At 32.6% G+C, this 13,913-nt stretch carries 11 protein-coding genes; 9 read left to right on the top strand and 2 right to left on the bottom strand.

The features are described from left to right. The first annotated feature begins 21 nt into the window (after nt 1-21). On the top strand, nt 22-1,989 hold the full coding sequence (locus B2741_RS06645) for an endonuclease (protein ID WP_291136618.1): 1,968 nt from the start codon (nt 22-24) through the stop codon (nt 1,987-1,989). Nucleotides 1,990-2,097: 108 nt separating this feature from the next. Further along, on the top strand, nt 2,098-2,523 hold the full coding sequence (locus B2741_RS06640) for a hypothetical protein (RefSeq protein ID WP_291136615.1): 426 nt from the start codon (nt 2,098-2,100) through the stop codon (nt 2,521-2,523). Nucleotides 2,524-2,559: 36 nt separating this feature from the next. On the opposite strand, the gene glmM is transcribed toward B2741_RS06640, so the two are convergent. Then, nucleotides 2,560-3,957 (bottom strand): phosphoglucosamine mutase, encoded by a 1,398-nt coding sequence (gene glmM / locus B2741_RS06635; protein ID WP_291136612.1) that lies wholly within the window; start codon nt 3,955-3,957, stop codon nt 2,560-2,562. Nucleotides 3,958-4,059: 102 nt separating this feature from the next. Between glmM and B2741_RS06630 the strand changes: the two genes are divergently transcribed. From B2741_RS06630 to B2741_RS06605, 6 genes are all read left to right on the top strand, one after another. After that, nucleotides 4,060-4,656 carry an acyl carrier protein phosphodiesterase gene (locus tag B2741_RS06630; protein WP_291136609.1) on the top strand — a complete coding sequence of 199 codons (597 nt, stop codon included), beginning with the start codon at nt 4,060-4,062 and terminating at the stop codon, nt 4,654-4,656. Beyond that, nucleotides 4,643-5,308 (top strand): DNA alkylation repair protein, encoded by a 666-nt coding sequence (locus B2741_RS06625; RefSeq protein WP_291136606.1) that lies wholly within the window; start codon nt 4,643-4,645, stop codon nt 5,306-5,308. The genes B2741_RS06630 and B2741_RS06625 overlap by 14 nt, the downstream gene beginning before the upstream one ends. Nucleotides 5,309-5,363: 55 nt before the next feature. Beyond that, nucleotides 5,364-7,181, top strand: coding sequence for a chloride channel protein (locus B2741_RS06620; protein WP_291136603.1), 1,818 nt, complete (start codon nt 5,364-5,366; stop codon nt 7,179-7,181). A gap of 156 nt (nt 7,182-7,337) precedes the next feature. Continuing rightward, nucleotides 7,338-8,300 carry a Fic family protein gene (locus B2741_RS06615; protein WP_291136600.1) on the top strand — a complete coding sequence of 321 codons (963 nt, stop codon included), beginning with the start codon at nt 7,338-7,340 and terminating at the stop codon, nt 8,298-8,300. A gap of 82 nt (nt 8,301-8,382) precedes the next feature. Then, nucleotides 8,383-11,217: an excinuclease ABC subunit UvrA gene (uvrA, locus tag B2741_RS06610; protein WP_291136597.1), complete on the top strand. Its 2,835-nt coding sequence runs from the start codon at nt 8,383-8,385 to the stop codon at nt 11,215-11,217. A gap of 32 nt (nt 11,218-11,249) precedes the next feature. Next, entirely contained in the window at nt 11,250-11,975 is a 726-nt protein-coding gene (locus B2741_RS06605) for a TIGR00730 family Rossman fold protein (RefSeq protein ID WP_264549631.1), read from the top strand. A 34-nt stretch (nt 11,976-12,009) separates the two neighbouring features. On the opposite strand, the gene B2741_RS06600 is transcribed toward B2741_RS06605, so the two are convergent. Beyond that, nucleotides 12,010-12,873, bottom strand: coding sequence for an alpha/beta hydrolase (locus tag B2741_RS06600; RefSeq protein ID WP_291136594.1), 864 nt, complete (start codon nt 12,871-12,873; stop codon nt 12,010-12,012). Between the two features lie 164 nt (nt 12,874-13,037). Between B2741_RS06600 and B2741_RS06595 the strand changes: the two genes are divergently transcribed. After that, nucleotides 13,038-13,856, top strand: coding sequence for a M48 family metallopeptidase (locus tag B2741_RS06595; RefSeq protein ID WP_291136591.1), 819 nt, complete (start codon nt 13,038-13,040; stop codon nt 13,854-13,856). Nucleotides 13,857-13,913 lie beyond the last annotated feature (57 nt).

Below are 13,913 nucleotides of genomic sequence, written 5' to 3'. Positions count from 1 at the left end.
TTTTTGATAAAATTAGTTTTTATGCCTCAAAAATTCCTTACCTATTTTTTCCTATTTCTAGGAATGTTTACCTATTCTCAAGTTGTTATAAATGAGATAGATGCTGATACACCTGGGACAGATCAATTGGAATTTGTTGAATTGAAGTCTGCTACACCGAATTTTTCTTTAGATGGTTATGTTTTAGTTTTTTACAATGAAACTAATACAGCGTGTTATTATGCCTATGATTTAGATGGTTTTTCAACTGATATAAATGGGATTGCTCATTTTGGGAATAGTCTAGTAACTCCATCACCTGTAGGAACTTTTTCAAACAATAAAATACAAAACGGGCCTGATGTTGTGGCATTATATTTAGGAAATGCATCAGATTTTCAATTTGCTGTTCAACCAGGAACTATCGCAACAACCACAAATTTGATAGATGCATTAGCATATTCTAATAGTAATACGCCTCCAACTAATTTAATGTCTATTTTAGGATTGTCGGTTTTCACAAATGAAAATGCAACATCAAGTGTAGCCACACATTCCGTACAAAGAAAAAATGACGGTACTTATGAAGTTAAATTACCAACTCCAGGGAGTAATAATGACGGAACTGGTGTAGTTTTAAATTATATTTCAGTTTCGACTTCGATTCCAGTTATAAATGAAGGTGATAGTTTTAATTTTATTTTCACTACAAGTCAACCTGTTCAAAATGAAACTTTGATTTTTAATTTCACTTTGAATAACGGGAATTTCAATATGGTTGATTTCTCAGGAGGATTAACAGTTTCAATTCCAGTAGGTCAAACAATAGGTCAAACAGGAATAATTGTCGCAAATGATGGTTTAGATGAAGGAGATGAAGAAATGAAATTAGTTTTTCAGCCTTTGCCATTTGGATATGTAGCAAACAACAATAATATTATTTACAGAGTTTACGATGCTAATTATGTGGTTCAATCTTATGGAACTCCTATTAATCCAACTTATGGATTGGTAACACCAACTATTCCTGTAGGATATTATGATTCATTAGAAGGATTATCAGGAAGTGCTTTAAAACAAGCGCTTCAAGATATTATTGCCAATCCGGCAGTTGTTCGAGCTCATAGTTATGGCGATATTTGGGAAATTCTTAAAAGTGCTGACATAAATCCTGAAAACAGCAATCAAGTTTGGATGCATTATGTAGAAGCTCCAAGAGCTAAATTAGATCAACAAACTGAAAGTAGTGGAACTGGAAAATGGGTAAGAGAACATGTTTTTGCACAATCTAGAGGTGGTTTTTCAAGTGGTACTTCATCAACAGCTGATGGAATAGATATTTGGTTACCAACAAATGCTAATGATATTTTATCAGCTCATGCGGATGCACATCACATTCACGCTGAAGATGGAACTGAAAATGGTGTTAAAAGTAATAGAGATTTTGGTTCAGATTATAACGGTCCAGTTGGAACTCAAGGAAAATGGAGAGGTGATGTAGCAAGAGCATTATTTTATATGGCAGTTAGATACAATGGTTTAAATTTAGTTAATGGAAATCCTTCAGATACTTCAGGTAATCAAATAATGGGAGATTTAGCATCACTTTTAACTTGGAATACTACAGATACAAGAGATGATTTTGAAATGAATCGTAATAATTACATCTACACTTGGCAAATGAATCGTAATCCTTTTGTGGATTATCCTAATTTAGCTGATTACATTTTTGGAGCTAATTTTGGTCAACAATGGTTTTCAACTTTATCAACTCAGAATCCTATTGAAAATAGGGTAGCAGTATATCCAAATCCAGCTTCAGAATATTTGATTGTTTCTGGTTTAGAAGGAAGTTCAAAAGTAGAAATTTATACCATTACGGGTCAATTGGTACAAAGTCAAAATTTTGATAGTGAAATTCAAATTAATTTGGATTTACATGTCGGAATGTATTTGGTAAAAGTGACTAATGGTACTCAATCTACTACTAAAAAAATAATTGTCAAATAACACTTTTGTTTTTATAAAGGAGGTTAAAAGACGTTAAAATGATTGCTATAATTATTCTTTGGCAACATTATTGCGTTATATAATTTACAATTATTAAAATTAAAGATTATGAAAACGATTCAGAATAGAACAGCAACGCTTTTTGGGGTATTAATTTTAGTATTTATGTTGGTAATGCCAGCAGATGTTTTTTCGCAAGGACCTCCACCTTGGGCGCCAGCTCACGGTTATAGAGCTAAAACAAGACATATTTACTTTCCTGACCAAAATATGTATTACGACATTCAAAAAAGTAATTATATTTATTTTACTAATGGAAAATGGTCTATAAGCACAAGAGTTCCTTCAATATTTGTTGGAATTAACTTAGGAAGAAGTTCTCAAGTTGAATTAGATTTTTATGGTGATAGACCACAACGTTATAATTATTCTCACAAGACAAAATACAAAGGGCATAAACAAAAAGTAGTTGTAAAGAATAAAGCTAAAGGCCATCCAGGTAAAGGTCACGGAAAAAGCAATGGTAATAAATAATAAAAAAGGTCAGATTTAAATCTGACCTTTTTTCTTTTAAATTCCCGCTATTTCTTTTAGTTCCTTTACAAATCTTTCAGCTAAAATATCTGCTTCTGATTGCGTAGGCGCTTCTGTATAAATCCTAATAATTGGTTCTGTATTTGATTTTCTTAAATGTACCCATTCAGTAGGGAAATCAATTTTTACTCCGTCAATAGTCGTAATGTTTTCCGATTTATATTTTTCGGTTAACGTAGCTAAAACATTATCTACATCAATTTGAGGTGTTAATTCAATCTTGTTTTTACTCATGTAATATTGCGGATACGAAGCTCTAATTTCGGCAACCGTTTTGTCTTGATTCGCTAAATACGTTAAAAACAAAGCAACGCCAACCATACTATCTCTTCCATAATGCGATGATGGATAAATGATGCCGCCATTTCCTTCGCCACCAATAATAGCATTGGTTTTCTTCATTAATTCTACCACATTTACTTCTCCAACAGCACTTGCTTGATACTTTCCACCGTGCTTTTCTGTAATATCGCGCAAAGCACGAGAAGATGACATGTTTGAAACGGTATTTCCTGGAGTTTTTGATAAAACATAATCAGCCACAGCTACTAAAGTATATTCTTCGCCAAACATTTCGCCATCATTTGAAATGAATGCTAATCTATCTACATCAGGGTCAACCACGATTCCAAAATCGGCTTTTTCTTCTACAACTAATTTACAAATATCCCCTAAATGTTCTTTTAAAGGTTCAGGATTGTGTGGAAAATGACCGTTTGGTTCGCAGTATAATTTTACTACTTCAACGCCCATTTGTTCTAATAAATTAGGGATAATAATTCCGCCAGATGAATTCACACCATCAACCACTACTTTGAATTTCTTCGTTTTTACTAAATCAGCGTCCACCAAAGGCAATTCTAATACTTCATCAATGTGAATATCCATGTAAGCATTATTTTCAATAACTTCTCCTAAATTATCGACATCCGAAAAATCAAAAGCTTCGTTCTCGGCAATTTCTAAAATTAATTCACCTTCTTTTCCACTTAAAAATTCACCTTTTTCGTTTAATAACTTTAGAGCATTCCATTGTTTTGGATTGTGTGAAGCCGTTAAAATAATTCCACCATCAGCTTTTTCTAGCGGAACAGCAATTTCAACCGTTGGTGTGGTTGATAAACCCAAATCAATTACATCGATTCCTAGTCCAACTAATGTATTCATAACTAAATTATGAATCATTGGTCCCGAAATTCGTGCATCTCTTCCAATAACTACTTTTAATCGTTCGTTACCTTTTGAAGCATGTCTTATTTTTAAAAACGAACCGTAAGCTGATGCAAATTTTACAGCATCAACTGGAGTTAAATTGTCGCCAACCGCACCACCAATTGTGCCACGAATTCCTGATATTGATTTTATTAATGTCATGTTTAGTTTTAATTTTGAAATACAAATATAAAAGATGTAGCTCGCAAAGACGCAAAGACGCAAAGATTTTTTTATATATTTACAAAAAGAACTTAGAAAAAAATGAACTATCTCGCACATATTTACTTATCAGGAACTAACGATTTGCTAAAAATTGGGAATTTCATGGCAGATAGTATCAAAGGAAATGATTACGAAAAGTTCGATTCCGAAATTAAAAAAGGGATTTTATTGCACCGCCACATTGATAGTTTTACCGATTCGCATCCTATTTATAGGCAAAGTAAACATCGTTTGCACGAAAAATACGGACATTATTCAGGTGTGATTATGGATATTTTGTATGATCATTTTTTGGCAAAAAACTGGAGCAAGTTTTCTGATGAAAAATTAGAAGATTATGCCAACAATTTCTATCAATTATTACAAGACAATTACGATATTTTAACCGAGAGAATAAAAGGAATGATGCCGTATATGATTGCCAGAAATTGGTTTGTGAGTTATGCAACTATTGCGGGTTTGGAAATGATACTTTTTCAGATGGATTACAAGACCAAACATAGAGCCAATATGCAAGAAGCGATTGTGGAATTACAAGATTTTTATACCGAATTCGAATCGGAATTTTTTCTTTTTTTTGAGGAATTAACTCTTTCGTGCCAACAAAAAACCGCTGAATTAAATGAAATTTTGTAACGAATTAGAAGTGCATTTTCGGAAAGAATCCAATAGAGAATTGTCAGTTCCGATGGAGAATTATATGAAAAATAATTTTTCTTTTTTAGGAATAAAAACTGAGAAAAGACGAGCAATTTTTAAATCAACTTACGAACAAAATAAAGTTGAAATTAAATCCAATTTCAGAATTATTGCTTGGGAATTATTTCAAATGAAAGAACGAGAATTTCATCAAGTTGCCATTGATTTATTAGTAAAAGAATCCAAGAAAAACTTTGTTATTGAAGATATTAAACTCATTGAAAAATTAATTATTACAAATTCGTGGTGGGATTCGGTAGATACAATTGCAAAATATTTATTGGGTGGTTATTTGCAACAATTTCCATTAGAAACTTTAAAAGTTATCGAACGTTTTTCAAATTCAAAAAACATGTGGTTGAACCGAAGTGCGATTTTATTTCAGTTGAGTTATAAAGAAAAAACAAATTTCGAAATTCTTATATCAGAATGTGAAAAACACAAACATTCTAACGAGTTTTTTATTCAAAAAGCAATTGGTTGGGCTTTACGCGATTATAGTCGTTTTAATCCATCAGGTGTTACAGCATATGTAAACAGTACAAATTTGAAACCACTAAGTAGTAGAGAAGCCTTACGTTTACTGTAATTTTTGTTTTATTTTTCAGATTAAAGATTTACCTTCGTAAAATACTTAAAAAATAATGCCAAGAAAAAAAACGTTTTCTTTTAAAAACTTAATTCATAAGAATTTTAGACGTTTAGAACAGTTTATTTTTCTTTTGAAATCATTACTTACACCACGACAATTTATTTATTTATCGTGTGTTTTGGTTGGTATTTCTTCGGCTTTGGCGGTAATTATTCTAAAAACTTTTGCGCATTGGGTTTTTAAATCATCTCAAAAATTAGATGACATCTTACACCTTCCGTTTAGTAATAGTACTTTACCTATCATCGGAATTATCATCACCGTAATCATCATTAAAAAAGTGTTAGATGGTTCTATAGAAAAAGGAACTTCGCAAATAATGTATGCTGTAGCCAAAAAGCGAGGTATCATGCCTAGAAAGCAAATGTTTGCCCAAATTATAACGAGTTCGTTTACCGTGGGTATGGGCGGAAGTGCGGGTTTAGAATCACCAATTACCATTACAGGAGCTGCTTTTGGGAGCAATTATGCACAAAATTATAGACTAAGCTATAAAGACAGAACGCTTTTATTAGCTTGTGGTGTTGCCGCCGGAATTGGAGCTGCTTTTAACGCACCCATTGCGGGGGTTTTATTTGCTATTGAAGTAGTTTTAGCCGAGATCAGTATTACGGCATTTATTCCAATTATGATTAGCGCTGCAACTGGAGCATTAATTTCTACAATCGTTTTAAATGATACTATTTTATTCTCCTTTAAAAAGGTACAGTTTTTCGATTTTCATAATTTACCATATTATATTTTATTGGGAGTTTTAAGCGGATTTGTCTCGATAAATTATGCCAGAACATTCCGAAAAATCGAGCATTATTTTACAAAATTAAAATTCAATTATATCAATAAAGCGTTGTTTGGAGCGGGAATTTTAGGAATTTTGATTTTCTTTTTCCCATCACTTTTTGGAGAAGGATATGAAAGCATTAAACTTTTAGCCGACAATCAATCAGCAAAATTAGTACAAAATACAGTTTTTGAACGTTTCCAAGATTCATCGTGGGTTCTACTAATTTTTGTTAGTTTAACGATGTTAATCAAAGTGTATGCAACAAGTTTAACTCTTGGTGCGGGTGGAAATGGTGGTAATTTTGCTCCATCGCTATTTGTGGGTTCCTATTTGGGATTTTCTGTGGCTACTTTTTTTAATTTAATAGGATTTACAAAACTTCCTGTAGGTAATTTTACTTTAGTAGGAATGGCAGGAATTTTAAGTGGATTATTTCATGCGCCTTTAACTGCAATTTTCCTTATTGCCGAAATTACAGGTGGTTATAATTTGATGGTTCCTTTAATGATTGTTTCATCTGTGAGTTTTGCCATTTCTAAACGTTTTGAGCCCTATTCATTTGACATTAAAAATTTAGCAGATAAAGGGGAAGTTTTCACCGATAATCGTGATACCAATATTCTAAATTCTATTGATGTTTCAAAGTTGATTCAAACTGATTTTAAAGCTATTTCTTTGAGTAATAGTTTAGAGGAATTGGTACACAAAATTCAAGAATCTGATGAACATATTTTTCCCGTTTTAGACGATAAAAACAATTTATTAGGACTTATTCATTTAGATGAAATTCGTCCAATTGTTTTCTCTCAATTTAAAGTAAAATATACCGCTGTAGAAGAAATCATGCAACAACCAAAAGAAATTATCTTTTATGATGAAACCCTTGAAACCATCATGGATAAGTTTGATTCTTCTGAATGCAAAGTTTTACCAGTACTAAAAAACGGCATTTTTCTTGGCTTTATGTACAAACAATTAATTTTAGAAAAATATAGACATCGTTTAAAATCAATGATTATTGAGTAGTACAATTTCAAGAACAACTTCTTTTTTTTGAACACACATATAAGATATTTTATGAATTTTCAAAATATAAATTTCATTATTAAAAATCTTAATATCGGATAGAATGTTTTTTTATTATAAACGATATTATTATCTTTGTGGTTTAAATGAAGAATTATGTGGAACATCGATTTAACCTATCGCGAAGAATTTCAATCAACATTCGATAGATTGTATGATAAACTCGCTGTGCTCAATCAAAATAGACCACTTCCGTATTCCGCTATTTCAAAAATTAAAGAATCACTTTCCATCGAATGGACTTATAATTCTAACAGTATTGAAGGGAATACGCTTTCACTTCGAGAAACACAAATGGTGCTTCAAGATGGAATTACTGTTAAAGGAAAATCATTGCGAGAACATTTTGAAGCAAAAAATCATGAGCATGCGATTAATTATTTATATCAAATTGTAAATGATGATTATATTCTAAGAAGTATTGATGTTTTATCGCTTCATGGTTTGGTGTTGCGTACTATTGAAGATGATTTTGCAGGAAGAATTAGAAATGCAGGTGTTCGAATAACTGGTGCTAATTTTGTGCCTCCAAATGCTAATAAAGTTTCAGATTTGTTAGATGAATTAATTCAATTTGTAAACGAAAATCCTTTGCAATTAAATGACATTGAGTTGGCTACTATCTTTCATCATAAATTAGTTTGGATTCATCCTTTTTTTGATGGAAATGGAAGAACCGTTCGTTTAGCCATGAATTTATTGCTCATGCGAAGAGGTTTTCCGCCTGCAATCATCTTAAAAAACGATAGAAAAAAATATTACGACGCTTTAAATCAAGCAAATAATGGTAATTATCAAAAATTAACGTTATTAATGTGTCAAGCTTTAGAGCGAACTGTAAACATTTATTTAACTTCTATTCCAAGTGAAAACGATGAAGATTATCAATCTATTGCAAATATTGTAAGCGAGCCAAATACGCCATACAGTCAAGAATACGTTAGTTTATTGGCACGTCAAGGAAAAATTGATGCTTATAAAGAAGGTAGAAATTGGGTAACCACTAAAAAAGCAATTAACGATTATATCAATAACAGACAAAGAAAGCGTTTACTTTAGCGCTTTCTTTTTTTATTTTCTTCACACTTGTCTACTCTAAAAATTGGTTTGAAATCAGTATCTTTGCGTTTTGCCAAAAATTATGCAACACACAACTGAGGAAACTATTGAAATTATTGGTGCAAGAGCCCATAATCTTAAAAATATAGACGTATCTATTCCACGTGAAAAACTAGTGGTTATTACTGGTTTGTCGGGTTCAGGAAAATCGTCATTGGCGTTTGATACAATTTATGCCGAAGGACAACGAAGATATATTGAAACTTTTTCTGCTTATGCACGTCAATTTCTTGGAGGATTAGAGCGTCCCGATGTAGATAAAATTGACGGACTTTCACCAGTGATTGCCATTGAACAAAAAACCACAAGTAAATCGCCTCGTTCAACTGTTGGAACTATTACTGAAATATACGATTTCTTGCGTTTGTTATATGCGAGAGGAGCTGATGCTTTCAGTTACAACTCAGGCGAAAAAATGGTTTCGTATTCTGATGACCAAATCAAGCAATTGATTTTAGAGGATTTTAATGGAAAACGCATCAATATTTTAGCGCCAGTTGTTCGCTCTCGTAAAGGACATTATCGCGAATTATTTGAGCAAATTGCCAAACAAGGTTTTCTGAAAGTTCGTGTAAATGGACAAATTCAAGATTTAGAATTTGGTATGAAAGTCGATCGTTATAAAACGCATGATATTGAAATTGTTATTGATAGAATGGCAATTGATACCGAAGAAGATACCGACAAGCGTTTATCGGAAAGTATCAAAACCGCAATGTATCATGGTGATGATGTAATGATGGTGATTGAACAAGAAAGTCAAGAAGTACGTTTTTACAGTCGTAATTTGATGTGTCCGACTTCTGGAATTTCGTATCCAAATCCTGAGCCAAATAATTTTTCATTCAATTCTCCAAAAGGAGCTTGTCCGTGTTGTAACGGATTAGGAACTGTGAATGAAATCAATCTTCAAAAAATTATCCCAAATCCGAAATCATCAATTAAAAATGGTGGATTTGCTCCTTTGGGTGAATATAAAAGTTCATGGATTTTTAAGCAATTGGAAATTATCGCACAAAAATACGATTTCAAAATAACCGATGCCATTGAAACGATTCCACAAGATGCTATGGATATGATTTTGTATGGTGGAAACGAGAAATTCTCTGTAGTGTCAAAGGTTATGGGAATTACTAAAGATTATAAAATCGATTTTGAAGGAATATCCAACTTCATTAAAAATCAATATGATAATTCCGATTCGGCAAGTATTAAGCGTTGGGCAAAGGAATTCATGGATGAAAATGATTGTCCAGATTGTGAAGGAACGCGTTTGAGAAAAGAGTCGTTATATTTCAAATTAAACGGAAAAAATATCGGTGAGTTAGTCCAAATGGATGTTGCTGAATTATCAGAATGGTTTGCCGATTTAGACAATCATTTATCTGAAAAACAAAAAGTTATCGCAGTTGAAGTAGTAAAAGAAATTACAGCGAGGTTGCAATTTTTATTAGATGTTGGTTTGAATTATTTATCACTAAACAGAAGTTCAAAATCCCTTTCGGGTGGTGAAGCGCAACGTATCCGATTGGCAACACAAATTGGTTCGCAATTGGTAGGTGTTTTGTATATTTTAGATGAACCGAGTATTGGTTTGCATCAAAGAGACAACGAACGATTAATAAAGTCTTTAGAAAGTTTACGCGATATTGGAAATTCAGTAATCGTGGTAGAACACGACAAAGACATGATTGAACGTGCCGATTATGTGATTGATATTGGTCCAAAAGCAGGTCGTTTTGGAGGACAAATCATCAGCAAAGGAACACCGAAAGAATTATTGAAAGAAGACACGATTACTGCACAATATTTAAACGGTAAAATGAAGATTGAAGTACCAAAAACGCGTAGAGAAGGGAACGGAAAATCCATCAAACTATCAGGTGCATCAGGAAATAACTTAAAAAATGTTTCGATTGAAATTCCATTAGGAAAATTAGTTTGCGTTACGGGTGTTTCAGGAAGTGGAAAATCGACATTGATTAACGAAACATTGTATCCGATATTAAACGCACATTTTTTCAATGCGGTAAAAAAACCACAACCATATAAAAAAATTGAAGGTTTAGAACATATTGATAAAGTTATCGACATCGACCAAAGTCCGATTGGAAGAACACCACGTTCAAATCCAGCCACTTACACCGATGTTTTTTCAGAAATTAGAAGTTTGTACACGCAAACACCTGAAGCAATGATTCGTGGTTATAAACCTGGAAGATTTAGTTTTAATGTAAAAGGTGGTCGATGCGAAACCTGTGAAGGTTCGGGTGTAAGAACCATCGAAATGAGTTTTTTACCGGATGTTTATGTAGAATGTGAAACCTGTATGGGAAAACGCTTTAACAGAGAAACATTAGAAATTCGTTATAAAGGAAAATCAATTTCGGATGTGTTGAACATGACAGTAGATGAAGCGGTAGAATTCTTTGAAAATATTCCGAAAATCTATCGAAAAGTAAAAACCATTCAAGATGTTGGATTGGGTTATATTACATTGGGTCAACAAAGTACAACACTTTCTGGAGGCGAAGCACAACGTATTAAATTGGCAACAGAGCTTTCTAAAAAAGATACAGGAAATACCTTTTATATTTTAGATGAACCTACAACTGGCTTACATTTTGAAGACATTCGAGTATTAATGGATGTAATTAATGTCTTGGTTGAAAAAGGAAATACAGTGTTAATTATTGAGCATAATTTAGATGTTGTCAAATTAGCCGATTATGTAATTGATATTGGTTACGAAGGTGGAAAAGGTGGTGGAGAAGTAGTAGCTAAAGGAACTCCAGAAGAAATTATAAAAAATAAAAAAAGCTACACAGCACAGTTTTTGAAAAAAGAATTATCTTAGCAGGCTTTTTTAAAAATTAAAATGAAACGAATATGGCAGCAGATCAATACGAAAACGACGATCACAGAATTCAAGAAAAATTCAAGCAAAAGACTTGGAACGAAATACGATCAAACGACTCTTGGGCAATTTTTAAAATAATGTCTGAGTTTGTAAATGGATATGAATCAATGGGTAGAATAGGTCCATGTGTATCTATTTTTGGTTCGGCAAGAACAAAACCTGAGGATAAAAACTATTTATTAGCCGAAAAAATTGCATTCAAAATCAGTAAAGCTGGTTATGGTGTAATTACGGGTGGTGGTCCTGGTATCATGGAAGCAGGAAACAAAGGAGCGCATTATGGAGGTGGAATTTCGGTAGGTTTAAACATCGAATTGCCTTTTGAGCAACACTTTAATCCGTACATTGATAAAGACAAAAACTTAAACTTTGATTACTTCTTCGTGAGAAAAGTAATGTTTGTAAAATATTCACAAGGTTTCGTGGTTATGCCAGGAGGTTTTGGAACATTAGATGAATTATTCGAAGCGGTAACGTTGATTCAAACTAAGAAAATTGGAAAATTCCCTATTATTTTGGTAGGAACCGAATTTTGGTCAGGTTTATTAGATTGGATTAAAACTGTCATGATTGACAAAATGAAAAATGCCAATCCAGAAGATATGAACTTAATTAAAGTAGTAGATACAGAAGATGAGGTATTAGAAGCGTTAGATAACTTCTACAAAAAATACAATTTGTCTCCAAACTTCTAAAAAACTAAAAAGTCCTTCAATCGAAGGACTTTTTTTATTTTGATAAGAATGCTGTTATTTTTTGGATTACGGCTTCATCGCCTAAAATCTTGCGATGACCTAAACCTTCGGTTATCATGATTTCAGATTGTTTCAAATGTTTTTGAATGTGATAAGCAGCTTTTACTGATACATCATCATCATCTTTATCGTGAATAACGAGTACAGGAATTTCTGTTTTTTCTGCTGCTTTGTAAGCGGAATAATCGTCCATTTTTCCACCAAATTTTGCTTCAAAATGATCTCTTAATTTGATTCCATATTCAGGTTTTAGTTGTAGTTTACAAATGAAATCATCAATAATATCTTGAATGATATCGCCACTTCCAATAATTACTGCTTTTTTTACTTGAAGATTTTGTTTAATCGCATTCAAAACCGACATACCTCCAAGTGAATGACCAATAGCAAATTCAAACGGTCCATATTGCTTTTCAATTTCTAAAATGGATGCAATAAATTCAATCATGATTGACGAATTTCCTTTTGATTTCCCATGTGCTGGCGCATCAAAACTAATAGTCATGTAACCCATTTTCAGCAATTCATCAGCAATTTTAACCAATTGTGTTCCTCTTCCAGACCAACCATGAACTAACAATACTTTTTTATTGCTTTTTCCATATTCATATACTACAATTTCTTTTTGAATTTCAGAAACTTCGATGCTTTTTTGAACACTATCGCGTTCCATATGAAGTTCACGTTTCGGTAATTTATGTTTTATGGGTGTTGTAAAAAGTTTGGCAGCAAATTTAGTGGTAAGTGAAGGAGAAACTGCTTGTAGAAATTTTGCTGTAAATAAAATAGCTTTAGGAATCTCAATAACTTGAGCTTGTTTTTGTTTCTTTTTTGGCATTTTTAATTTTTTGTGCAATTTACAACTTATGTAAATTTGTAGTACTATTGATGTTATAAAATAAAGTTAAAATGCAATTCTAATAGTATTGAATAATGGCATAAAATTTGAAAAGTAACAGAGTTATCAAACAATAAATTGTATTTTTGTAAAAATTTTTAATTATGAATTTAAAATTTAAAATTATTGTTCTTTTTGCCTTAGCACTAGTAGTGTCATGTGCAAAAAATCCGTTTACAGGAAAAAGTACTATGGCACTTGTGCCAAATAGTGAAATATTCCCATCTGCTTTTCAACAGTATAATCAATTTTTATCTGAAAATAAGGTAATTAAAGGTACTACTGATGCTAAGAGAATCGAAACAATCGGAACTAAAATTAAAACGGCTTCTGAAAGATGGTTGGCTGCCAATGGTCATGCCGATTATTTAGAAGGGTATGCTTGGGAATATAAATTGGTAGATAGTAAAGAAGTTAACGCTTGGTGTATGCCTGGAGGAAAAATTGTTTTTTACACTGGAATTTTACCTATTTGTAAAGACGATGCAGGGATTGCTGCTGTAATGGGACATGAAGTGGCTCACGCACTAGCAAATCACGGTCAACAACGTATGAGTGCTGGACTTTTACAACAATTAGGTGCTGTAGGTACGCAAGTAGCTGTTGGTAATAAAGATCCTCAAACGCAAGCGTTAATTATGCAAGCGTATGGTGTAGGTTCTCAAGTGGGAGGAATGTTGCCATTTAGTCGTGCTCATGAAAGTGAAGCTGACATGATTGGACTTACTTTAATGGCAATTGCTGGTTATGACCCAATTAATGCTGTAAAAGTTTGGGAACGTATGGCCGCTAATTCTGGAGGGCAAGCACCACCAGAAATTTTAAGTACACACCCAAGTAACCAAACACGTATTAAAGAATTAACAGCTTTAATTCCTCAAGCAAAAGCGGAAGCAGCTAAGTTTGGTGTTACTTTCAAATAATTAAAAAATTACTATTATATTTGAATCCCGACACTGTCGGGATTTTTTATTTTAAAA

The sequence above is a fragment of the Flavobacterium sp. UBA7663 genome, assembly GCF_002483315.1.
Classification (GTDB): domain Bacteria; phylum Bacteroidota; class Bacteroidia; order Flavobacteriales; family Flavobacteriaceae; genus Flavobacterium.
This window is presented reverse-complemented; position numbering and strand designations above follow the sequence as displayed.